We start from the raw sequence: 21,104 nt of genomic DNA, 5'->3' as shown, positions 1-21,104 counted from the left end.
CCCGACGGGGTGAAAAATACAGTTGCTACTGAGGGCAAAATATTGCAGCAAGGTACTGAGGGATAAAAAATCTCCGCGCTGCTTGCACGGAGATTTTGAACTGAATCGGGAACCTCTCAGCCGACAGATTTGCGATTGCATTGCGGCGGCCGGATTTTGCATAAAGAAATTTTGAATTGGATATAAACTGCCCGACTCGCATTTACAAGCCGGTTAAAGTGCAGGCTTTGTGTTGGCTGCCAGGGACATCCACCAAGGTCAAATCAACCTGATACAAACGGCACAAGTTCTCTTCATTAACAATCTCTGCCGTATCCCCCGCCTTCAAATGGCCCGACCCGTCCAAAATGGCCGTCTGACTGTTCGGGCAGCGGCCATACAGCAACAATGGATGTTCCGGATTATGTGTCGTCATCACTACGGTATAACCTCGTTCCGACAAGTCCGCAATCAGGCGTAAGGTTTTAGCGGCATTACCGTAGTCCAAAGCTGATGTAGGTTCGTCAAATAAAATCAGCTGCGGTTCCTGTACCAACACTTTGGCAATATTTGCCAACTGCTTTTCTCCGCCGCTAGCATCCATATAAATGTGGTCGGCGAGGTGGGCGATGCCCAAAACTTCCAACGCCTGCACTGCCCGTTCATAATCCGCAGCTTCAGGCTTCTGCATTATTCCCAATCGCGCTGCACAACCAAGGACTGCATACTCCAACATCGTATAACGGTAGGTTTGCGGTGAATACTGAGGCACATAAGCGGTTATCTTTGCCATTTGGCGCGCACTCATGGACTGCACCGACTTGCCATCCAACATAATCCGGCCACGTTGCGGCTTTAACAAACCGGCAATGCAGTTTAACAAAGTAGATTTTCCCGCCCCATTTCGACCAAGCAGCGTCAGCAGTCCTCCTTTGTCCAGTGTCAAATTAATCCCGTTTAGAACCAAACGATTCCGGTATGCATAATACAGATTACTAATATCCAACATCATTCAATCCGCCACTTTCTGCCGCACCAAAATCCACGCAAAAAACGGCGCGCCGATAAAGCCGGTCATAATCCCTAATGGAATTTCCTGTTCGTAAAGGTTGCGTGACAACATATCGGTCAGAAGAAGGAATACCGATCCTATTAAAGATGCCAAAGGCAAGGCCCGCAAATTATTATCCCCACCCAACATCCTTGCCAAATGCGGCACCACCAAACCGAGCCAGCCTATGGTACCGCTCAGGCAAACTGCCGAAGCCGTCAACAAAGTAGCGCATATCACCACCACTGTCCGCTCGTATGTAATATCTGCCCCCGCCAGCCGCGCTTCTCGGTCGCCCAACGACAACACGTTAATCCGCCAACGCATGGCAAACAAAACGGATATGGCAGCTAGAATCAACGGCGCCAACATGATCAGATTGCCGTAATCCGACTTGGCCAAACTACCCAACTGCCAATAGACAATTTCCGCCAACTCCGTTTCGGGGTCGGCCAAATATTTTACCAACCCCAAAACTGAAGACATAAACCCCGATACCACTATACCGGCCAACACCAGCACGATGGCCGAATCACGACCGACCAGTTTGGGCAATGTCAAGGTTGCGCCTACCGCCGCCAATCCTCCGATAAAGGCAGCCGTCTGAATTCCCCAAATCCCAAAACCTGCCAAAATCGCCACAGCCGCACCAATACACGCGCCGGCTGAAACCCCCAGCAAATCGGGAGACACCAAGGGATTGCGGAAAATACCCTGATAGGCTGTTCCCGCCGCCGACAGCGCAGCACCGACCAAAACTGCAGCCAATACGCGCGGCAGCCGCAAATTCAGCACAACATTCTGTTGTACATCATCAGGATTCTGTTGCAACAGGCTCAGCCATACCCCTTCCATAGGTACGGGAAACCGCCCCCACGATAAAGATACCGCCGCAACAGCAGTCAAAGCCACGATCAATAAGATCAACATCCATTTATACGGCAGATAACGACGTACAAGTTTCGTTTCATTTACCATGTTAAATCCGGCATTCGTAATTGGAACCAATATTCAATAAAAATAAACGTATAGAAAACAATCGTGCTATTTAGCAGCTTGAAACTAAATCTACCTCCCAAAACAACGGATTGCCAGATTAGCAGCCGCGCAGGACAAGACTTGGAGAGGCAATGTTCCTTAATTTTTTGCACTAGGCAGGAAATTGCTTAGAAAAAATAGAAGTGAGATGCGTGTTTTGATAATGTTCCGCTCCAGTATTTTCCCTAAAGATACTGAAAACAAAACTAATTTCTACCAAAGGGCATACATTCTATTGGGGGTATGGTGATACCGTCATCCATCAAAAGGAGTAAAAAAACATATACTCTTTTGATTCAATAAATATTCCCAAAATGCCATTAAAATATAAATAAATACCAATATAAACAATGAAATAAAAAATCAATTTTAAAAATTAATTCTTCTAGACTAATTCTCAAGAAACCTTTTACTTCCATTTACTTAATTGAATAATATCATGCCTCTTTTGATACGCTTGAATCTACCTTTTATGTTCAAAAAAAACCAAAATTGAAATAAAGCAGGAAATACAATGTTTTTTTAATGTCAAACGGGCATAACTCTATGACAAATCAAAATATAGATTCAGTATTAAACCGCATAAACACACTACGTTTATCATCTAAAACCATTTTAAGGACCACAACCTGATGACTTCCACCATTTTCAAATTAAGTGTTTTAAATACTTTATTGCTTACTGCATTTACCACGTATGCACAAGATAGCAAAACCGCCGCCGAAGTCAGCAAAGGCGAGCTGCCGACTGTTTATGTAACAGCAGAACGCCAAGTCAAACAACAGTTGGGGGCTTCTGTCATTACCGCCCAAGACATCCAAAGAAACCCCGTTACCAACGATTTATCCGAAATCGTCAGCAAAATGCCCGGCGTGAATATGAGTTCCAACTCGCCCGGTGGAGAACGCGGCAACAAACGCCAAATCGACATCCGCTCCATGGGGCCGGAAAACACGCTGATCCTTATAGACGGCAAACCGGTAACTTCACGCAATGCCGAGCGATACGGCAGAAGCGGTGTGCGTAACACCCGTGGCGACAGTAACTGGGTGCCTGCTGAAATGGTGGAAAAAATCGAAGTATTGCGCGGTCCGGCTGCTGCCCGTTATGGTTCCGGCGCGATGGGCGGCGTGGTCAATATTGTTACCAAAGGCATCAGTGACGAAGTTTCCGGAAGCGTAGGCATTTATGCAAACCATCCGCAAAGCGACAAAGAAGGAGCAACCCGCCGTGCAAATTTCGTGCTTTCCGCCCCTTTGGTTAAAGACACTTTAGGTCTCCGCGTTTATGGCAATCTAAACAAAACCCAAGCCGATGCATTCGACATCAATGACAGCGTGAAAAGTTCGCGTACTGCATTGAGCGCGGGACGGGAAGGTGTGCGTAACAAAGACATTGCAGGACGTTTGCAATGGAATATTACCCCGGATCAAAAACTGATTTTTGATACTTCATACAGCCGCCAGGGCAACATCTATAACGGCGATACCCAAAGCAGCAATGTGTTGGTTGCAGCCATACAGCCAATTGCACAACAACTGATAGGCAGAGAAACAGCCAGACTGTACCGCCAAGGCTATACCCTAACCCATAAAGGAAAATGGAATTGGGGCAATACTGAAACTTATTTAAGTTATGACAAAACTGTCAACAGCCGCCTACCCGAAGGTCTTTTAGGCAGCACCGAAGGCGCGTACAACGCCACCGAAGGTGTTACCGACAGCATATTGAAAAACTATCGCTTTGGCAGCCGCGCGGACTTTTCCGTCAACAACCATACCGTAACCGTCGGCACAGAAGCCAACCGAGTCAAATTGGACGATACGGCCTCCATGACTGCAAATATGCGTACTTACGGCGTTATCCCATGGCTGGCCAATTCAGGCCGCAGCGGAAAAGGCGCGCAAACCGAATATGCCCTGTATGTGGAAGACAATATCGCCTTAAACGGCGGGAAAACGTTCCTAACGCCTGCCTTGCGCTGGGACAGACACAGCGTTTCCGGTTCCGCATGGACGCCATCGCTCAACTTCTCCCACGCCTTCAATCCGGTATGGAAAATCAAAGGCGGCATCGCGCGTGCCTACAAAGCACCCAACCTTTATCAAAGCCAGCCAAACTACCTGCTGATCAACGCCAGTAACGGCTGTCCGATAGACGCCCAAAACCACTGGAACAACCCCAATGCCTTAACCTATGACAGTGGCAACGGCTCCCGAACCAACCCTTACACCAACAACAGCGCACAAGGTTTTGATTGGGGACGCGCCTGCTATTTCCTCGGCAATAAAAACATCAAGCCCGAAACCAGCTTGAATAAGGAAATCGGCTTTGAATTTTCTCAAAACGGTTATTTGGCCTCACTGGCGTACTTCCACAATGATTACCGCAACCGCATTGTAGACAACGGCCAATTTATCGAAACCGTCAACGGCAATTACGACCGCGAAATTCGTACCGACAACACGCCTGACGGCACACCCATTTATCGGAATTACAAGGGGACCAACGTCTATCGTTGGGGCAATGGCGCCCGTGCCATTATTTCCGGCTTGGAAGGCAACTTAACCCTTCCTTTGCTAGACAAACGCCTGACAATGACCACCAATTTCACTTATATGCACAAAAATGAGGATCGTGCCACGAAAAACCCTGTTTCCATCGTACCCAAATATACGATTAACAGTACTTTAAACTGGAGAATCAATGACTCATGGGATGTGAATGCCTCATACACACGATACGGTCGCCAGGTTACCCGAAAACACCCCAACCGTTTTATGGACGTTATCTATAACAGTGGCGAGAGCATCGTAAAACAATATGAATTAGGCAGTTATGGTATATTCGGACTGAATGCCGGCTATAACTGGCAAGACAAAATCACAGTACGCGCCGGCGTAAACAACCTGTTCAATAAGAAAATCCTGCGTACCGCCGGCACGGCACGAACCTATAACGAACGCGGTCGTTCTTATTACCTGAGCGCACGCTACTCGTTTTAAATAATCAATAATGTCAAAAAGGTCGTCTGAAAACACAATATCCGTGCTTTCAGACGACCTCCCCCCCCTTTTTCCCAACCTTATAGGAAAATCCCAATGTATCGGAATCTGAAAAAAATACTGGCAGGCGCACTGCTTTCCGCCTTTATCCTAACCCCTGCCCCACTATACGCACGCCCGGTTCAAGACATCAATGGCAAAAAAGTCGAACTGGCTGAGCAGGTAAACCGCGTTGCCGATTTATGGCATGCAAACAATCAGGTCGTACTGCTTTTAGGAGGCGGTAACAAATTGGTCGCCACCACCGACGTTATCCGCAACAATCCCTGGTTTGCCGAAGTCCTCCCAAAAATTAAAACTGTCCCCGCCCTGACTAACGGCCAAAGCATTCAAATGGAGGCTCTTTTGGCTACACGTCCCGATGCCGTGCTGATGTCCAATCCCACTATGCAGCAACAGGTAGAAAAAGCCGGCATGAAAGCGGTATTAGTCAATTTTCAGGACTTTAACGGCTTGAAGAAAACCGTCCGCATTACCGCCTCCGTCATTGGTGGTAACGCCCCCAAAATTGCCGAAACTTACATCAGCGAATTGGACGGCAATATCAATTTTGTCAACAGCCGACTTAAAAACATACCTGAAAACCGTCGTCCTACCGTATTGCACATTACCGGCAGTACCAACCTGACTGAGATAGACGGCGGAAAATCCATGATTGGCGAATGGATTCGCCTGGCAGGCGGACGCAGCGTCCTAGCAGGGACAGGAAATAAAGCCGTTGTCAGCCTGGAAGAAATCATCAAAGCCGATCCCGAAATCATCATTGTCGGCAGCGGACGCTCCAGCGGCAAAAAAGGAATTGATGCAATTAAGAAAAACCCTGCATGGCAAAGCATACGCGCCGTCAAAAACGGCCGTCTGTATGCCAATCCGTCAGGCACATTCCCATGGGACAGATACAGCACCGAAGAAGCACTGCAAATTTTGTGGGCGGCAAAACTGTTCCATCCAGAACAATTCAAAGACCTCGATATGGTGTCCAAAACCCAGGCATTCTATAAAAAATATTACAACTACAACCTCAGCCGTACCAACGCTGAACGCATGTTGGCCGGATTACCGCCCGTAGGCAAATAAAATCAACAGGTCGTCTGAAACCGAGTTTTTTGTTTTCAGACGACCTAATCTTTTTCTGCAAATTTGGGACTAAGGAGGTTTACTAAAATACAACAGAAATGACTGGAAATTTTTTCCATAGCCTTGAGGAGACGAAATGTGAAGTTTTTTAACTTTGGCGTACCGAAACGGTAATTAAAAACCCTGAGAAATGGGTATGATATTTAAGGCCAATCTGCTTCAGCCCCAATTTTTATTAGTCAAACAAAAGGCACTGCTTTAAACAGTGCCTTTAAAATCTGGCAGAGAGGAAGGGTGTCAGATAGAATTTTATTCTATTGATTAATATAATATATTTTCTATTAAATAACTTAATACCAAATAGAATACCAAATAAAGATTTTAAAAAATGCCGTCGATTTGACGGCATTCCCATTTCCTCAACCTCTTAAAAACTCGTCTCGCATTCTGACAACATCTTCGCGCTTGTACAAATTATCCCTGCCCACTAGTTTCGGCTGTGGAATCAAACCGGCGCGGCGGCGGTGCCAGATTGTGGCTGTTGATGGCGGTTTCTTGCCTGGTATTGTCCAAAGCTCCTTGACCTGTTCAAGCGTTATGTATTCATTCATTCCTTGCCCCTCTTTTTAATCTAATTTTTCCAATTCTTCGCCAATCTTGGCCAGCAGCTCTTGGCCTCGTGCCAAGACGTCGTCAACCGTCCACACGCGTGGGCGCGGTTGGTAGCGTTGGCGTCGTTGTTGTTTGATGACCGGCGTGTCGTCGGTCAGCGGTTTGACCATGCGCAGGCCGTCAAGGCGGCGCATGTAGTCTTTAAATTTCCAAATATCTAAAGATTTTTGACGAGCCGCGTCAGCGGCTTCGCGCGCGGCGGCGATAATTTTGTCTTGATCGGCTTTTTTCAGACGGCCTTTTCCTTGTTCTTCGCCGTCGAAACCATATAAATCAAAATCCCAGCTTTCATCCGGCAAAATATCCCAGTTCGGCAGGTCGTCGATTTCCTCGCAGGCGGCGAGGGTTTGTTCAATTTCTTCGGGAGTGGCCGGTATCTTATAAGTTATCGTGTCGGAAACTGCCGCCAAATCTGCCTCGGAGATTTTCGTACAGTTATTGACACGAGTCCAAGCGGCGGCGGAGCCGCCGTATTTTAAAAACCACTCTTTCTCGCGTGAAATGAGGTATTCCCCCGTTTCAAGCTCGACGACACCGCGCAGGATTGCGGCTTTCTCTTCGCCGTATTGGTTGCGCTCTTCGGTTTCCTCTTTGTACAAGGCGAGCGGTAAGTCGGCGCGTTTGACAAAGGCGTAGTCTTCGCCGCCCAATAAAGCGACGAATTTGCCCCAATCGCCTTGGTCGGCCGCGTGGACGGCGCGATACAAGAGCGAATCTTCGGCGTCAACGTGTACGCGGCGCAGCTCTCGATAAAGAGTGACCGGCACGCCGCCGATTTGCTGGAATTGGCGGATGCCCCATTGCGAAGCCCACGCGCCGACGCGTTTTGCGGTTTCGGCTGCTGATGTGCCTGGCTCTGCCTCGTCATCGTCGCCCATGCTCTCGCCGGAGTTGGTCAGGCCGTCAATATTCTTGGAGACGTACTTTGCCAAATAGGCGGCGGCGCAGCCTTTTGCCGGATCGATGTCCTTGAAGTCAACACGGGCAGATGCGCGCGATTTTTGCCAAAAGCGGAAAGAATAATTCTCCCAAAACTCGTCCTCCGTCTTCATTGTGGCTTTGAGTTGGGCGAGGCTTATTTTCTTGCCTGATTCTCGCAGGATGGCTTCTTGGCGGCGGCGCGCCTCGGCGGTGCGCTCTTTGTCTGTCTCAAAATAATTTAAGCCCAGCTCCTCGCGGTCGGCGCGGCAGCCGTATTTGGCGACAACGCGGCGGAAAGCCTCCTTGTGCGCCTGCTCCATGAAAAGCAGCAAGTGCCAGTGCGGCGTTGCGTCATGATGCGGCTCGGCAACGCGGAAGCCGTAGATACGGATACCGGCGTGGCCAAGATTGGCGCGGATTTGTGTCCAGACTTTTTGCAGGTAGTCTGCGCCATCGCGCGGCGTGCTGCCGTCAAATTTCGGATTGTCCGCGCTGTTTTTGGATAATTTTTTGTGAAAGCGACTAGGGCAGGTCAACGTAACCATGCAGCCGTAATGGCCGTGGACGCGGCTGATTTCGTCAAAGCCTCTCATGCGCGTCATCAGCTCCATTCGGCGGATGGCAGGATTCGCCATCGAATGCTCCCACAATTCTGCCAAGACGAATGATTCGCCCGTCTCTTCGCAGATTGCCTCGGCTTGCTCGAAAAACACGCGTGCCTTGAGCTTTCTCTGCTCAAAGCGTTTGAATGCTTCGTTGGATATATACAAACCGGCGCGGCGGTGTACCATGCCGCATTCGCGCATGACGGCTTCAAATGCGCGGTAGAGGAATTTATAAAGCTGGCGTTTCCACCATTTTTTTTCTTTCAGACGGCCTTTAATACCGGCAATGCCTTCAGCCAGCAGCTCTTCATCGTCGCTTTCAGCGGCTTTGGCGATTTTTCGCAGTTGCTGCTCGAATACTTCGGCGGAGCGGATGCCCTCTTTGTCGGCGGCGGCCATCATGTGCTGGTAGCTCATGCCCAGCATTTCTTTTTGCTCAAATTTTGCCGCCAAAGCCTGCGCCCTGGCTTCGATGGTTTCATTGTCCGCCGACAGGTCGAGGCCGTCGGGCAGGTGTAGATTTCGCACGGCAGCAAGGGCGCGCGCCGCCTCTTTGTCGGCTTTGACAGCGGCAGCCAAATCGGCCAGCCCTGTGGCAGGGTTGGCCGTGCGCTGCCAGCGGCTGATTACCACATGGGCCAGGCCGTGGGGCAGGGTCTTTTGTATGTCTTGCTCCAATACCGGAGCCATGTGGTAATAGGTCATTTCGCTAATCGTCCGCCCTTGTCGGGCCGTATGGATTGTCAGGGAAAGGCCGCCAATAGGTGACCTCGTTTTCGGGGAATTTGCGCCCCTCTAAATTTTCGTAGCGGCGTTGGCCGTAGAATCCGGCCTGTACTTTCTCGCCGTCAAAAAATAAAATCTGTTGGTACTCCGGCGGTCTGCTCTGCGTTGTCAGCCAAAAGCCTGCCTCGCCTATTTTTGCCCTTTGGCTCCAAGCCATCGCGGCGACTTGTGTCTCTCTCGAGTAGTAGCCGCCGCCCGGCTTTTGTTGAGGATTCATGCCGTGCTTGCGCGCCCATGCTTCAAAGTTTTTGGCCTCTATCTCTCGATTCATATCTCGTACCCCTTCTGCGTTTCCGTCCAAACTAGATAGGCACACAAAAAAACCAACAGGGCGAGGGCGACGGCTACTGCAAAAATCGTCAGTAAAACCATAATCAGAAAAACAATATCCATCATGCGGCCTCTCGTACCAAATAAGCTGACGGCCAGCCGCGTCGGTTTCGTACTTCGTACAAGGCGGCATTGACGGTCTTGTAGGGCTTTTTCTTGCCGCCGCCGTCGGCGTTGAGTTCGAGGACTGCTTCGCCGTCTGCCGTTGCGATGATTTTGCCGATTTGCACGTCGTTGCCGTGTGGCTCGTAGTTCATGATTTTGTAAGTTTTCATTTCCAAATTCCCCCGATAAAACCTAATTAATATTCCCGATTCTCGCCGCCCAATCGGCGATTTCTTTCTCGGTGTACTCCACTTCGCTACGGCGTTTCGCTTCTTCGTGCAACCATTCGGCGACAATTTGTGCCGCCTCGTGGGGCAGGATGTGGGCGACTTGCCAGAGTGGGATGTCGTTAAACAATTCCTGCACCGTCATCGCATTGCCTCCGCGTCGCCCTGTGTCGGGTCGTATTCCGGGCTTTCGTAGTCAGCGGCGGCTTTGGCCTCTGCTTCGCGCGCCTGAATGTCCAAGACTGTCGGTGTTTCGGCGGCGGTTTTGGCTTCAGACGGCATCATTGCCATCAATGCCCAAATCGCCAGCGCCATAGCGATGATGTCGAGGATGTAGCGGATTCTGATTTTCATGATGTAGCTCCTTGTCTGATGGCGCGGCGGTCGCCGATGGGCGGCCGCTGCTTGGCTTGTACTGTTCCGATTTTCTTGACGACTTCTTCGACGCCCATTTTGTTGGCGGCGAATCCTGCGCTTCTGACGCGGTTGTCGAGGTCTAGCAGGTAATGGTTTATTTCATTGGCTGTCAGGTTTGGCAGCCCCAGCCCGTAGGCGACGTTGATGGTATTGACCGATTGCACCAATTGGCGAAGCTGGGCGACGATTTCCTGCACCTTCTCGACTTGCTCCACCTGCCCCAGCGTCATGGTCATGGCTGCCAGCTCGTTGGCTGTGTAGGCTGGTTTCGGCTGGCTCGGCATGGCGTCGCGTTCAAGAGCATTAAAAATCTTGGCTTGCTTGGATTTTGCGGCGGCCAGTGTTTGGCGGATGCTTTGCATGGCTTGCGGGTGATTCATTTTTTATCCCCTATGACAGCAGCGTTTCCTGCTTCTTGAGTTTGATGTCTTCTTCCACTGCCTTTAGCGTTTCGCCGTGGATTTCCGGCGGCTCTTTACTCTCTTGAGCATAAAATCGGCTGCCTTTTTGTATCGTGCCGGTAATCTCGAAATATCCTGTTCCTGTCCATCCGCAGAGGGGATTGGTACATCTCAAGTAAAACAGGCGCGTCAGGATGGTTTGGCGTGTGGACGCGTAAACGACACAAGGCTCTTCGCAGCATGGGCAGGCTTGCTGCGCCAATTTCAGACGGCCTTGCTCGTGTTGGTTTCTATTCTTGACCGTCATGCTTCTGCTCCCTTGCATAAACCACTAGGCTACCGCCGTGTTTGCGGTAGGTCGCCGTTGCGCGGATGTTTGGAAAGCGTTTCATCGGCTCGGCGCGGCTGAAGTTTTCGGCTTCGCGGTCGGTCAGCTCATGACGCGCGATTTCTTGATGCTTGTCGTTTACGATGATTAATTGATTGTTTGACATATCCCCACCTTTTCTTTTTTTAAATTAAACCGTGTTTGATTCGGACGGCTGCGCCGGCGGACGCGTATGCGCGCAGGTAGATTTCTGCGTATTCCAAGGCGGCTTCGGCGGCAAATTCGCTTAACGATTTATTGGCCGCGAAGGCTGCCGATTCCATCAGGTCAAGCTCTTCGCCGTAGAATTTGACCTCGCCGGCGGCAGTTGTAACCGTGTGGACGTATCCGATAGTTGTTTTGCACATTTTCTTGCTCCGTTTAGTTTGGTAGGCCGTCTGTCCGGCTGGTCAAGCGTCTTTCCGCTTTGTCATCACTCCGTTACACCGTTCAGGTTAAATATTAGACGGGGTGGATGAAATTCCACGCATGGGCACCCAGTGCGGAAGCGCAGGCGTCGTAATAGTTACCGCCAAACACTTCTTCGTTACCGTTCAGCCATACAATCAGGTGCTTTTTAGCTTTCCCACGCCCTTTGACAAAGATTCGCCCTACCGTGCTTTCCTGATTTGTCTTCCAATCATTCATTCTCATAACATTTGCAACATGTTTCATTTTTCTGCTCCTTATTTAGCTGGTTACGCCGTCTGAAATTTGTTTGTATTGCAAGGGGAATTTCTCTTTTAAGAAGTTCATTTGTGCTTTCGGGATTCCGTTTTTTTGCCATTGAGAAACCGCCCCTCGTGTGATTCCGCAAATTTTTGCAACTGCTGAAACGCCTCCCAATTCTTTAATGAATTTGACTTGTTGGTCTGTTTTCATTTTTTGTCCTTTTTTAAAGTTTAGTGAACTATACAATCCTAAACTTGTCTAGTCAAGCATACTAAACAATTAATAGTTTAGAATCCTAAATAATCGTTGTTTTTACTAAGTATTTTTTTGGCTGGGATTTTTAGTGATGGATTTGAAAGATAGACTCCAAGAGTTGATGGCTGAATACGGCCTAATCACTCAACAGGACTTGGCAGACTTTGCCGGAGTGTCGAAAGGCCTTGTCGGTCAATGGTTCAATGGGCAGACAGGTCTAGGTAAAAAACCACTGTTAGCCTTTGAGAAAAAGACAAGATTTTCTACTCGTTGGCTTGCAGATGGTCTAGGCGAGAAGTATAGAAAAGATTTAGAAATGTATAGAGAAGTTGATTTTTCAGACGGCCTAGAAACGGCGCGCTTGGATTTATTCGACGTTGCCGCCTCGTGTGGCGGCGGCCATCTCAACGCCGACTATCCCGAATTGCTGCACTCGCTGGAGATTCCGAAGTCTGCTCTCAAAGAGCTGCTCGGCACGGATAATCTGCACGGCGTGAAGCTGATGTCGCCCGATGGAGACAGCATGGAGCCGACGATACCGCCGAAATCGATCACTTTAATCAAAACAGATGTCGTCGATTTTGAATCGAGCGGCGTGTACTTATTTACTTTTCAGGGCTATACCTACATCAAACGCCTGGCGCGCGGCAAAGCAGGCGTGATACATGTGACGAGCGATAATCCGATTTACGGAAAATCCGACTTTGTGATTGAGCCGGAAGAATTTGACGATTTGTTTATTCACGGCAAATTTTGGAAGGTGTTGCCGTTGGACTTTTTGGATATTTAGTTTTTAAGAAAAAAGGGGATTTTATGAACGAGGAAATGTCTGATTTGGTAGCCTTATTCGTCTTGGGCGTGTGTACGTTTTATTCTGTGTGGCTGTCGATGGAGTTCGCGCGCAGAAGCAAACTGCACTTGCTCTGGACGATTCCTGTCGGCTTTTTTGGCTGCTTTGTGGCTTTGGCTATATTCTCGCTGGTAGTCAGCCAGGCGAATGATTTTTTATTTATTGCGGCGGCCAGTGCGCTATTTTTGCCGTTTCCGATTTGGCGGCTGTACAACCGCCGAAAATTTGCGGCTGTACCGAAAGAGCCGGCAACGCCGTCGTCTTTGTTTGATTCCGTCCGGAATATGAAAAGCAAACTTGATTTACAGACGGCCTTGCTGAAGAAAAACAACGGCGACGATTTGCCGCCGCCCGAAGTCAGCGGATCAAAATATATCAATCCTAAGCACCCTAATTTAAAGCAGCATTACGAGCCGTTTAAAGGCTGGCGAAGCGATTTAAAAAAAGAAATAGGGTTTTCCGATGACGATTTTGACGATGACGATTTTGATGATAACGAAGGATTGAAATATATCAATCGGAATGACCCGGATTTAAAGGCGCGTTATGAAAACTTTGTCGCTTTTAAGGCTTGGCAGAAAAAGAGGGCGGAAACAAGCCAGCGTTATGATTCGTATTTGGACGATGACGATTTTATCCTTGACGATGACGCCGAAAGTGAAGAGCTTCCAGACGGCTTAAGTCTGGGCGATGAAATCGCTTTTTCTTACACAAACGCAAAAGGCGAATTTTCTGACCGCCGCTTCGTCATTCATGGTTTTGACGGCCTTTATTTAGAGGGATGGGATTTGGATAAACATGATGGTCGGACTTTCCGAATTGACCGTATAGACGGCGGTGTTGTCAAAATAAGTACTGGCGAAGTATTTTATTTATAAGAATTTGCTACCGCTGGATTTTTTGGATATTTAGAGGATATTGGTTTTAAAGGGATATAGTGAGAGATGAAAAGACTAAATGAGAAAAGGCGGCTATACCTGATACGCTGTTCGCGCTATCAGCTTAAGAAGCGGCGGAATATTATCAAAAAACAGAAACGGTTTATCGACTGGTTTATCCTGCCTGTTCCTGAACAAGTTGGATTACACCCCAACTATGTCAAATTACTGACTAGTTTTGTTGAGCGGTTGTATGAAAAGGTTGAAAATGGATGCTCACGTATTCGTCTTGATTTCTCAAAAACGGAAAAGATGTATTCTGACGGCACGCTCTATCTGACAGCCTGTCTAAATGACTTAGTAGAACGTTTCCCAAATTGCCACTTCTCTATGGTAACACCATCTGAAACAAGGGTGGAGCAGGTGCTTTATCAGGTTGGTATTGCTAAACTTTTGGGAAGAATGAAAAGTTTTGACTCTTCCGCTTTTCATCATTCTGTGCGCCATTGGCATGTGGCACATGGCTATGATGTCAATCTTGAGAATGCGGAAAATATTTTTGATTCCTTTCAGGGCAGATTGGCACCAGAACTTAGTCGGTCGATTTATGCCGGCGTGTCTGAAGCTATGACAAATTGTATGCATCATGCTTATGATGGAGAGAATCTGCCTGATGCTTGCCGTAAGTGGTGGATGTTTTCGCGCGAAGATGCAACAAGCGGGCGATTACAGGTTGTTTTCTGCGACTTGGGCATTGGTATTCCAAAATCTCTATTCCGTGAGTCTGATAAGGTCAAGGATGATTGGCTTGATAACTTGAAAAAATGGATTGCTAGTCATATTGCTTCGGGAAAAGCGGATGATGATGCTCTGAAAATCAGGGCAGCCATCGAAATTGGACGGACACGAACGAAACTGCCACATCGAGGCAAGGGCTTGAAACAGATGGTTTCAACACTTGACCAAATCGGCGATGGTGACGCGACGGTTGAAATTATCAGCGGCAACGGCATGTACAGGCATCGTTCACTAAATAAGAAAGTTGTTGAAAAGGCTTTGCCTTTATCAGACAATAGAAAAACTGCTATACGCGGCACATTGATACATTGGTCTGTTCCGCTTCCGAAACGTGAGACTGAATAATGAAAGAACCTATAATGACTATCCGTATTGCTTCTGATTTTTCCCGCTTCCCCGCTGGGCGATATCTTTCTGACGGCCCCTATTCAGGTCAGGGTTTCTTAGAAAAAAAGTTGATTCCCGCGCTACAAAAAGGTGGAAAAGTTAAAATTGATTTGGATGGAACAATGGGCTACGGCTCCTCTTTTCTAGAGGAGGCTTTCGGGGGCTTGGTGCGTCTGAAGCAGTGGCCGCTATCTGTATTGCTGAAGCAAATTGAGTTTATATCAAAAGAGGAACCAAATTTGGTCGATGAAATATGTGGCTATATGAGAGACGCGGAAAATGAATAACCAGCCACATTGGTTTTATTTCTATATCATACCTTTGATGCCAACCTTACTTACCATAGCTGGTTGGTATTTGGTTTCTCGTCGCGAAAAAAGTAAACGCTTCCTTGATAGAAAAGACAGACGTATTGATGCGGCTTTGATTTTGTTGGAAAAAATTGAGACTAATGCGCTACATTATTATACTGTCAATGATGCAGACAATATACTGGCAAATGCCATTAAGCATAATTTGAAGCAGCTGGCGAAATTGTGTGTGCGGATTGACAGCAAGCTGAATATTGCAGATTTACGGGATGTTACAACAGGCGGGGATTTCCAATCTAAACAGCGGACGCTGCTAAAGCCAGGGCATGAGAGGCTTATCCAAATCAGTAATGCTGTATTCATATTTAGGGATGAACTTGAAGGATGTCATGATGATGAATAAAGGCCGTCTGAATTTCAGACGGCCTTTTTGTTGGTCTTAATATTTTATTTTGAGCATGGCTTGATAATTGGCGAGTTCGCGCTCGGCGTGGTTGAATGCGTCGATGTCGGCGGCTTCGCTGGCTTCTCGGCTTTTGCTTTTTTGCTGCCAGTATTGGATTTGTCGGTCAATCCATGCGTATGGATCATGAGTTTGGTTTTCCATTTTTTAGAATCTCCGTAGTTTCGCCTGTCGGCTGGAAGTTGTTGGTCGGCGCGTCTTCGTAGAGCGTGATGTCGGGGACGATGCGCGCTTCAAATTGTATGCTTGCGGTATAGCCGCCGCTGTCGATTTTATGCGAAACCTCGGTAATCAGCCAAGCCTCCGCGTCGATTTCGGGTTTGAAGCCTTGGACGACGGCAGGCGTTTCGGGGTAGAGGTCGGGTCGGCCGACGGCTAGAGTAATGCTAAATTCGGCGACGCCGCGCTGAATCTTTTTAAATGCTCCGCGCGCGCCTGACCATGCGCCGCTTTCTGTGGCATACAGATGGCGCAGGGTTTTGATTTTTTGGCCTTCGGTGTTGACCTTTTGGTTGTCGTTTTCTTTTTTCTTGGCTTTGAATGTTTTTCCTTTGACGGATTTGGTTTGCTGGGTGGTTTTTTTATTGGGGTAGGCGTTGTCTTTGTTGACGATGACTTCTTTTTTTTGGCCTGTTTTTTTATCTGTGTAATACGCTCTGACAGCTTGGTAGCTGTTGCTGCTTGAGTAGGTAAAGCTGTGGCTGTCGCCGCTGGCGCGCGTGATGGTGGTGGGCAGGATGGGCTGGCCGCTGGCGGTTTGGCTTTCGCCTGCCGGGATAAATAAGAGCTTGCCGTTTTTTATGGTGGCGATGGCGTCGTACTGCTCGGCGAGGCGGCTCATAAAGGACGCGTCGGATTCGTTGGTTTGGTCGATGTGTTCGATTTTTTGGTTTTGGTAGTCTTTGCTGATAATGTATTCGTATTTGTGTTTTTTGGCGATGGTCTCGATGATTTGGTAGAGCGTCTGTTTGTGCCAGCTTTTCTCGACTTGCTCGGCGAGGGCTTCGGCAAGGTCGGCGGCGCGCGCGGTAATGCTTAGGCGGTCTGGGCTGCCTGATGCGGTAAATTCGGAAACGAGATATTCGCCTTTTTCGACGAGGCCTGTTTCTTTATAGCCCAGCTTTAGCGTGATTTTGCTGCCTGTTTTTGGGATGGCGATTGTGCCGTCGTGGTCGTCTAGTTCGATGGTCAGCTCGTCGGCTTCAAAGCCGCGCTTGTCGGTCAGGCTGATGCTGATAATGCGGCTCATTGCCTGCGTGCCGAATCTTTTTCCGTCTATGGTCAGCTCTGCCGCTGGCGTGAGATGTCGGGCGTTTTTGCCGCTGATTTGGTCGAATATTTTTCCGGCGGCGGTTTTGGCGGCGGCGGCGAAGTCGGGCATGGTTAAATTCCTGTAAGGCTGCGTACGGTGGCGACGGCGACGTTGAGGGCGGTACCTTCCAAGCCCAGCGGGCTGTCGGATACTTTTTTGAGCGTCATGCTGAACGATATGGCGCGCGGGCTGCCGTCTTGGTTCAGGCGGCTGCCGCGCTCCTGTATGCCCGTTATGACATAGCTGCCCATGATTTGACCTGTGCCGGTGATGAAGGGGTACGGCTTGCCGGTGTCTGCCATAAGCCGCAAGAGCTTGATGCTGGTAGTGCCGCCCGTTACCTCGGGGCGCAGCTCTGCCTCTATTGTGATTTCTTCCGGGTCTTTGCCGGTAAATTGCGAGGGCGGCATGATGCCGACCGCCGCTTGGTCGGGGTGCCGCCAAGACTGGCTGCGGCTGATTTGGTTGAAGGGGACGGTTTTCATCACGAAAACGAAGAAGCCCAATGTACCGAGCAGAATCATGGGTTTTAATCCTTGTCGAAATAGGAGGAATTGCGGCGGCGCTGCTTGGCTTGGCTGCGCTCGTTGAGCCTTGCCATGATGGCGTTGACGAGGGTCTGCTCGCTCATGCCCGGCGCGGCGTGGACGTTGATTGTGATGTTGTCGCCTGCCATGCTGACGGCGTGGGGCGCGGCATTGAATCGGGTCGGGCTGGGCAGGGCGGCTTGGCGGCCGTCTGAAAAGCCCAAGCCCAAGCGGTTGCCGATGTTGGCGAGTACGCCTGCGCCGCCGCGTCGGATGGCCTCGACTGCCTGCCAGCCGCCGAATTTGGCGACGTCGCGCTGATTGAATACGACTTCGCCTTTGTGTACAACGCCTGCGGCTTCGTGGACGCCGCCTGCGCCTGTGTAGCCGCCGATGGAAAAGCCGCGGTTTGGAATGCCGATGCTGGGCGGCGTTGCTGGGGCTTTGGCGGAGGTGGCCTTTTTGAGCCATTCCCACGCACCGACGGCAGCGGAGCGCAGGATTCTGAAACTATTGATGACTGCGCCGATTGGACCCATCGCGGCAGTCATGGCGATGGCGATGGGGTTGCTTCCTGAAAATGCTTTTTTAATCCATTCCCAGCCGCTAATCAGCGCGGCTTTGACTTTATTCCAGTTTGCCAGCAGGGCAATGAGCCATCCGATAGGACCGGTAAAGGCGGCGAGCAGGGGATTTTGTTGAAATACTTTTTTTATCCACTCCCAGCCTGCAATCAGGGCGGCTTTGACGGTCTCCCAGTTGCGCCAAAGCATGACAATCGCGCCGACGGCGAGGATTGCCCAGCCGAATGGGTTGGTCACGAGGAAAACCATCGCTTTTGCGCCGAAGCCTAGCAGCGCCATACCCAGACGGCCAAGCCAGCCGATAATCGTGGAAATCGCGCCGCTTCCGCGCGAAAAGACGCCAAACAGGCTGAAAAATGAGAATTTCGCCAAAGCAATGGGGACGAGGACGGCGGAAATGGCCGCGCCGATGCCTGTGATGACGGTCAGGAAGATGCCGACGGCGGCGACGATTTTCATGATGGTATTGGCGGTCTCCGGGTTTTGGGCGGCCCAGTTGCTTAATTTCTCGTTAATGTCGCCGATCCATTTGGTCAGCTCTTTTAATTCGGGCGCGATGGATTCGCCCATTTTGGCGAGAAAGTTGGTAAACGTGCCGCCTGCCGCGTCCCATAAGTTGGTCAGTGTGCCTAATTGGTCGTTGACGCGTTGATTGAGGCTGGCTTGGGCTTCCATCTTTTTGGCAAATTCTTCGTAGCCAGCCTTGCCTTTTTCGATCATGGTGTTTAAGGCTTGGAGCGTCTCGGCGTCATCGCCGAAGATGCCTTGCAGAATCTTGAGGCGTTGCTCGGTGTTGATGGTTTTTAATTTGGCTAATTGCTCGTACATTTTGTCAAGGCCGCCAAATTCGCCCTTGCCGTCGGTAAAGTCGAGCGACAAGCCTGTCCCTTTTGTGACTTTGGCGATTTTTTTGGTATCCATCATGCGAGTAAACACTTTGCGCATGGCATTGCCTGCGGATTCGCCCGACAATCCTGCTTGGTCGAGCATACCGACGAGCGGCGACATCATCTTCATGGCGGATTCTCCCTTGATTTTGAGGGTATCGAGGGCAGGGGAAAGTTTGGAAAACGCGCCTAAAATGTTGGTGTCGTCCGTGCCTGCGTAGTAGAGGCGTTGGACTTGGTCCATGATGGCCAACATCTCTTTTTCTGTGCCGCGCGTTGCGTCTTGCAGCTTGGCGGCCATCTCTGCGGCGGCTTCTGGGCTTTTTTTGAGTTGGACTGCCAAGAGGGCGGCAGCCTCGCCTGTGCCGCCCAAGACGGTCTGCGCGCTCATGCCTTGGCGGATCAGCATGGTCATCAGGTTTTTAAAATCGGCGGTCGTACCCGGCAGGCGGTCGCCCAAGCGTGTGGCCAGATTGTCGATGTCTTTGTATTGGGCGGAGACTTTGCCGGTATTGTCCATCATCGCCGCGCGCAGGTCGGTGGAGGCGGTTTCTGTGTCGGCGTAGGCTTTGACCGGAGCGGAGAGGACGTTGCGTGTGGTGTCGGCGATGCCGCGCGCGGTGTACATCAGGCCGACGGCGCGCATTCCTGCTTCGGTCATTTGGGCTTTGGCGGCGGCGGCTTTATCTCGTGCCGCCATCGCTTTCTGTTGTCGTTGCATGGCGGCTTCGGTTTTCTTCGAGGCTTGCTCTAATTGCTTTTGGGCTTCGGCCGCGTCTTTTGTGACGACGCCGTGTTTTTTCAGCTCGGCGTTGATTTCTTCGATTTTTTGTTGGTATCGGCTTTGGCTATTTTGCAGTTTTTCTTGGGCGGTTTGCAGTTTCTCCAAGTTTCGCGCCTGCGCTTTGGTTGGCACGCCTGTCTTGGCGATTTCGTCTTTTATTGCTTTTTGGGCAAGCCTGTTTTCCATCAGGGCTTTGGTTTGCTCTTTTATTTTCGCAGTTAGCTGCACGCGTTGCGTCAGTCGGGCTTGCGCGCGCTCGTAGCCTTTCATCTCGCCTTCGAGCTTATCGAGGGTCTGCCCCAATACATCGCCTGCGCTTCGCAGCTTTTTGAAAGCCGCGCTGGCTTTGTCGGTGGCCGACATGATGATTTTTAATTCGAGGCTTTTAGACATGATGTTTCCTGTTTTTTGATTACAAAAGGCCGTCTGAAATATTCAGGCGGCCTTTGTTTATTCTTCGGGCGTGTTGATTTGAATTGCCTTGTGCGTCCACTCAATCAGCTCGGCGATGTTGCACTGCTCAAACTTTTCGAGGCTTCCGAAGGTCGCCGCGCATTGGGCGAGGCAGTCGTTGATTAGGTTGTAATACTTTTTCTCTTCGTCTGCCGCCGCCTGATAGATGTCGGCTTCGCCGCTTAGGATTCTGCCGACGTGGTCTGCTCGGAATTTGAGCTTTGGGAGTAGCCCAAGTCCTGCAAGGCTGCCTCCATCTCGGCTTTGGCTGACGGCGGCGCTGAAAAAAAATCAATGGCGACATTTAAGACTTGAGCGTCTGACATGCTCAATTTGCCATAGGCGACACGCGTCAGCGGCGGCGTTGAGATTTTGCCCAGCAGCTTTTGGATGGTGTCTGTATGTTTGACTTTAATTAAATCCTGACCCAATCCCTCCATGTCTTTGGCCAGCGGCTCGCGCAGGGTGTAGCGGTCGCCGGTGGAAAGCTCGATTGACAGGGTGTTGTCGTCGTTGATTTTGATGGTTTGCATGGGTTGCTCCTAGTTGGGTTTTAAAATTGCGGCGCGATACCAAACGCCTTTTAACTCTGGGCTGTAATTGGTGGCTAGGTCAAAGCCTGACGCGGTCACGTTTTGGATATATTGCGCGCGCACCGAATTACTTTGGATGTCTAAGCACGCCTCGAAAATATCGGGGCGGCGGCTGAATGGTTTCGGGAAAGACACGGTTTTCGGCTCGTTGTTTTCAGGGATGAATCCGAAATTCTCACGGGCGATATAGCCTTCCTGCATCTCGCTATATGGAGATTCTGCTTTTGGGGCTTGGCGGCTTTCCAGCGCGGTCAGACGGCGTTTCAGGTCGCTGTCGTCGAATACGGTGTCTTTGTCTTGGCGGCCTTC

General features: G+C 49.9%; 26 protein-coding genes. 7 read left to right on the top strand and 19 right to left on the bottom strand.

The features are described from left to right. Positions 1-202: 202 nt before the first annotated feature. Positions 203-988, bottom strand: coding sequence for an ABC transporter ATP-binding protein (locus HMPREF3066_RS01720; RefSeq protein WP_045074537.1), 786 nt, complete (start codon positions 986-988; stop codon positions 203-205). Between the two features lie 3 nt (positions 989-991). Further along, positions 992-1,960, bottom strand: a complete 969-nt coding sequence (locus tag HMPREF3066_RS01715) for a FecCD family ABC transporter permease (RefSeq protein WP_234396154.1) — start codon at positions 1,958-1,960, stop codon at positions 992-994. Positions 1,961-2,700: 740 nt separating this feature from the next. Here HMPREF3066_RS01715 and HMPREF3066_RS01710 point away from each other — a divergent pair. Further along, positions 2,701-5,073, top strand: coding sequence for a FepA family TonB-dependent siderophore receptor (locus HMPREF3066_RS01710; protein WP_070440046.1), 2,373 nt, complete (start codon positions 2,701-2,703; stop codon positions 5,071-5,073). Positions 5,074-5,169: 96 nt separating this feature from the next. Beyond that, positions 5,170-6,210 carry an ABC transporter substrate-binding protein gene (locus tag HMPREF3066_RS01705; protein WP_070440044.1) on the top strand — a complete coding sequence of 347 codons (1,041 nt, stop codon included), beginning with the start codon at positions 5,170-5,172 and terminating at the stop codon, positions 6,208-6,210. A 626-nt stretch (positions 6,211-6,836) separates the two neighbouring features. Here HMPREF3066_RS01705 and HMPREF3066_RS01695 read toward each other — a convergent pair. The 11 genes from HMPREF3066_RS01695 to HMPREF3066_RS01645 form a co-directional block, all read right to left on the bottom strand. Further along, complete coding sequence (locus tag HMPREF3066_RS01695; protein ID WP_070440040.1) at positions 6,837-9,113, bottom strand: replication endonuclease; 2,277 nt, start codon at positions 9,111-9,113, stop codon at positions 6,837-6,839. Between the two features lie 4 nt (positions 9,114-9,117). Then, on the bottom strand, positions 9,118-9,465 hold the full coding sequence (locus tag HMPREF3066_RS01690; RefSeq protein ID WP_070440038.1) for a hypothetical protein: 348 nt from the start codon (positions 9,463-9,465) through the stop codon (positions 9,118-9,120). Between the two features lie 121 nt (positions 9,466-9,586). After that, positions 9,587-9,799 carry a hypothetical protein gene (locus tag HMPREF3066_RS01685; RefSeq protein ID WP_070440036.1) on the bottom strand — a complete coding sequence of 71 codons (213 nt, stop codon included), beginning with the start codon at positions 9,797-9,799 and terminating at the stop codon, positions 9,587-9,589. A 22-nt stretch (positions 9,800-9,821) separates the two neighbouring features. Next, positions 9,822-10,001: a hypothetical protein gene (locus HMPREF3066_RS01680; protein WP_070440034.1), complete on the bottom strand. Its 180-nt coding sequence runs from the start codon at positions 9,999-10,001 to the stop codon at positions 9,822-9,824. Next, positions 9,998-10,210, bottom strand: a complete 213-nt coding sequence (locus HMPREF3066_RS01675; protein ID WP_070440032.1) for a hypothetical protein — start codon at positions 10,208-10,210, stop codon at positions 9,998-10,000. Before HMPREF3066_RS01675 ends, HMPREF3066_RS01680 begins: the two co-directional genes overlap by 4 nt. Next, positions 10,207-10,653 (bottom strand): hypothetical protein, encoded by a 447-nt coding sequence (locus tag HMPREF3066_RS01670; RefSeq protein ID WP_070440029.1) that lies wholly within the window; start codon positions 10,651-10,653, stop codon positions 10,207-10,209. Before HMPREF3066_RS01670 ends, HMPREF3066_RS01675 begins: the two co-directional genes overlap by 4 nt. Positions 10,654-10,663: 10 nt before the next feature. Continuing rightward, a complete protein-coding gene (locus HMPREF3066_RS01665; protein WP_070440027.1) occupies positions 10,664-10,981 on the bottom strand; it encodes an ogr/Delta-like zinc finger family protein in 318 nt (105 codons plus the stop codon). After that, positions 10,965-11,168, bottom strand: a complete 204-nt coding sequence (locus tag HMPREF3066_RS01660; RefSeq protein ID WP_070440025.1) for a hypothetical protein — start codon at positions 11,166-11,168, stop codon at positions 10,965-10,967. The genes HMPREF3066_RS01665 and HMPREF3066_RS01660 overlap by 17 nt, the downstream gene beginning before the upstream one ends. Before the next feature lie 19 nt (positions 11,169-11,187). Further along, positions 11,188-11,409 (bottom strand): hypothetical protein, encoded by a 222-nt coding sequence (locus HMPREF3066_RS01655; protein WP_070440023.1) that lies wholly within the window; start codon positions 11,407-11,409, stop codon positions 11,188-11,190. A gap of 94 nt (positions 11,410-11,503) precedes the next feature. Further along, positions 11,504-11,716: a hypothetical protein gene (locus tag HMPREF3066_RS01650; protein ID WP_070440021.1), complete on the bottom strand. Its 213-nt coding sequence runs from the start codon at positions 11,714-11,716 to the stop codon at positions 11,504-11,506. 15 nt (positions 11,717-11,731) lie between these two features. Further along, positions 11,732-11,923: a Cro/CI family transcriptional regulator gene (locus tag HMPREF3066_RS01645; protein WP_070440019.1), complete on the bottom strand. Its 192-nt coding sequence runs from the start codon at positions 11,921-11,923 to the stop codon at positions 11,732-11,734. Positions 11,924-12,284: 361 nt separating this feature from the next. Between HMPREF3066_RS01645 and HMPREF3066_RS01640 the strand changes: the two genes are divergently transcribed. The 5 genes from HMPREF3066_RS01640 (at position 12,285) to HMPREF3066_RS01620 (ending at position 15,595) form a co-directional block, all read left to right on the top strand. Then, a complete protein-coding gene (locus tag HMPREF3066_RS01640) occupies positions 12,285-12,758 on the top strand; it encodes a S24 family peptidase (protein WP_070440017.1) in 474 nt (157 codons plus the stop codon). Next, positions 12,722-13,696: a hypothetical protein gene (locus HMPREF3066_RS01635; protein ID WP_141743157.1), complete on the top strand. Its 975-nt coding sequence runs from the start codon at positions 12,722-12,724 to the stop codon at positions 13,694-13,696. The genes HMPREF3066_RS01640 and HMPREF3066_RS01635 overlap by 37 nt, the downstream gene beginning before the upstream one ends. A gap of 66 nt (positions 13,697-13,762) precedes the next feature. Then, the gene (locus HMPREF3066_RS01630; protein ID WP_070440013.1) at positions 13,763-14,839 is read left to right on the top strand and encodes a hypothetical protein; all 1,077 of its coding nucleotides are present in this window, start codon (positions 13,763-13,765) and stop codon (positions 14,837-14,839) included. Between the two features lie 14 nt (positions 14,840-14,853). Continuing rightward, positions 14,854-15,168: an STAS-like domain-containing protein gene (locus HMPREF3066_RS01625; RefSeq protein WP_321178889.1), complete on the top strand. Its 315-nt coding sequence runs from the start codon at positions 14,854-14,856 to the stop codon at positions 15,166-15,168. Next, positions 15,161-15,595, top strand: a complete 435-nt coding sequence (locus HMPREF3066_RS01620) for a hypothetical protein (RefSeq protein ID WP_070440009.1) — start codon at positions 15,161-15,163, stop codon at positions 15,593-15,595. Before HMPREF3066_RS01625 ends, HMPREF3066_RS01620 begins: the two co-directional genes overlap by 8 nt. Positions 15,596-15,631: 36 nt before the next feature. Here HMPREF3066_RS01620 and HMPREF3066_RS13050 read toward each other — a convergent pair whose 3' ends face one another. The 6 genes from HMPREF3066_RS13050 to HMPREF3066_RS01595 all read right to left on the bottom strand — a co-directional run. Next, a complete protein-coding gene (locus HMPREF3066_RS13050) occupies positions 15,632-15,799 on the bottom strand; it encodes a hypothetical protein (RefSeq protein WP_168160640.1) in 168 nt (55 codons plus the stop codon). Further along, on the bottom strand, positions 15,780-17,036 hold the full coding sequence (locus tag HMPREF3066_RS01615) for a contractile injection system protein, VgrG/Pvc8 family (protein ID WP_070440007.1): 1,257 nt from the start codon (positions 17,034-17,036) through the stop codon (positions 15,780-15,782). The genes HMPREF3066_RS13050 and HMPREF3066_RS01615 overlap by 20 nt, the downstream gene beginning before the upstream one ends. Positions 17,037-17,038: 2 nt before the next feature. Then, positions 17,039-17,491, bottom strand: coding sequence for a phage tail protein (locus HMPREF3066_RS01610; protein WP_070440004.1), 453 nt, complete (start codon positions 17,489-17,491; stop codon positions 17,039-17,041). 5 nt (positions 17,492-17,496) lie between these two features. Then, positions 17,497-20,142 (bottom strand): phage tail tape measure protein, encoded by a 2,646-nt coding sequence (locus HMPREF3066_RS01605; protein ID WP_070440002.1) that lies wholly within the window; start codon positions 20,140-20,142, stop codon positions 17,497-17,499. Between the two features lie 242 nt (positions 20,143-20,384). Beyond that, a complete protein-coding gene (locus HMPREF3066_RS01600; protein WP_070440000.1) occupies positions 20,385-20,735 on the bottom strand; it encodes a hypothetical protein in 351 nt (116 codons plus the stop codon). 9 nt (positions 20,736-20,744) lie between these two features. Then, on the bottom strand, positions 20,745-21,104 hold a 360-nt coding region (locus tag HMPREF3066_RS01595; protein ID WP_168160639.1), incomplete at its 5' end, for an H-type lectin domain-containing protein.

Origin of the sequence: Neisseria sp. HMSC03D10 (assembly GCF_001807625.1) — a bacterium.
Classification (GTDB): domain Bacteria; phylum Pseudomonadota; class Gammaproteobacteria; order Burkholderiales; family Neisseriaceae; genus Neisseria; species Neisseria mucosa.
Note: the sequence above shows the minus strand (reverse complement) of the source record. Positions and strands in the feature narration are given on the sequence as shown.

Coding starts and splice junctions, on each gene's coding strand:
- HMPREF3066_RS01720 (WP_045074537.1), bottom strand. CDS start 988: ATGTTGGATATTAGTAATCTGTATTATGCATACCGGAATCGTTTGGTT.
- HMPREF3066_RS01620 (WP_070440009.1), top strand. CDS start 15,161: ATGAATAACCAGCCACATTGGTTTTATTTCTATATCATACCTTTGATG.
- HMPREF3066_RS01625 (WP_321178889.1), top strand. CDS start 14,854: ATGACTATCCGTATTGCTTCTGATTTTTCCCGCTTCCCCGCTGGGCGA.
- HMPREF3066_RS01715 (WP_234396154.1), bottom strand. CDS start 1,960: ATGTTGATCTTATTGATCGTGGCTTTGACTGCTGTTGCGGCGGTATCT.
- HMPREF3066_RS01610 (WP_070440004.1), bottom strand. CDS start 17,491: ATGATTCTGCTCGGTACATTGGGCTTCTTCGTTTTCGTGATGAAAACC.
- HMPREF3066_RS01650 (WP_070440021.1), bottom strand. CDS start 11,716: ATGAAACATGTTGCAAATGTTATGAGAATGAATGATTGGAAGACAAAT.
- HMPREF3066_RS01600 (WP_070440000.1), bottom strand. CDS start 20,735: ATGCAAACCATCAAAATCAACGACGACAACACCCTGTCAATCGAGCTT.
- HMPREF3066_RS01705 (WP_070440044.1), top strand. CDS start 5,170: ATGTATCGGAATCTGAAAAAAATACTGGCAGGCGCACTGCTTTCCGCC.
- HMPREF3066_RS13050 (WP_168160640.1), bottom strand. CDS start 15,799: ATGGAAAACCAAACTCATGATCCATACGCATGGATTGACCGACAAATC.
- HMPREF3066_RS01665 (WP_070440027.1), bottom strand. CDS start 10,981: ATGACGGTCAAGAATAGAAACCAACACGAGCAAGGCCGTCTGAAATTG.
- HMPREF3066_RS01675 (WP_070440032.1), bottom strand. CDS start 10,210: ATGAAAATCAGAATCCGCTACATCCTCGACATCATCGCTATGGCGCTG.
- HMPREF3066_RS01615 (WP_070440007.1), bottom strand. CDS start 17,036: ATGCCCGACTTCGCCGCCGCCGCCAAAACCGCCGCCGGAAAAATATTC.
- HMPREF3066_RS01670 (WP_070440029.1), bottom strand. CDS start 10,653: ATGAATCACCCGCAAGCCATGCAAAGCATCCGCCAAACACTGGCCGCC.
- HMPREF3066_RS01695 (WP_070440040.1), bottom strand. CDS start 9,113: ATGACCTATTACCACATGGCTCCGGTATTGGAGCAAGACATACAAAAG.
- HMPREF3066_RS01660 (WP_070440025.1), bottom strand. CDS start 11,168: ATGTCAAACAATCAATTAATCATCGTAAACGACAAGCATCAAGAAATC.
- HMPREF3066_RS01640 (WP_070440017.1), top strand. CDS start 12,285: ATGTATAGAGAAGTTGATTTTTCAGACGGCCTAGAAACGGCGCGCTTG.
- HMPREF3066_RS01605 (WP_070440002.1), bottom strand. CDS start 20,142: ATGTCTAAAAGCCTCGAATTAAAAATCATCATGTCGGCCACCGACAAA.
- HMPREF3066_RS01680 (WP_070440034.1), bottom strand. CDS start 10,001: ATGACGGTGCAGGAATTGTTTAACGACATCCCACTCTGGCAAGTCGCC.
- HMPREF3066_RS01630 (WP_070440013.1), top strand. CDS start 13,763: ATGAAAAGACTAAATGAGAAAAGGCGGCTATACCTGATACGCTGTTCG.
- HMPREF3066_RS01690 (WP_070440038.1), bottom strand. CDS start 9,465: ATGAATCGAGAGATAGAGGCCAAAAACTTTGAAGCATGGGCGCGCAAG.
- HMPREF3066_RS01645 (WP_070440019.1), bottom strand. CDS start 11,923: ATGAAAACAGACCAACAAGTCAAATTCATTAAAGAATTGGGAGGCGTT.
- HMPREF3066_RS01710 (WP_070440046.1), top strand. CDS start 2,701: ATGACTTCCACCATTTTCAAATTAAGTGTTTTAAATACTTTATTGCTT.
- HMPREF3066_RS01655 (WP_070440023.1), bottom strand. CDS start 11,409: ATGTGCAAAACAACTATCGGATACGTCCACACGGTTACAACTGCCGCC.
- HMPREF3066_RS01685 (WP_070440036.1), bottom strand. CDS start 9,799: ATGAAAACTTACAAAATCATGAACTACGAGCCACACGGCAACGACGTG.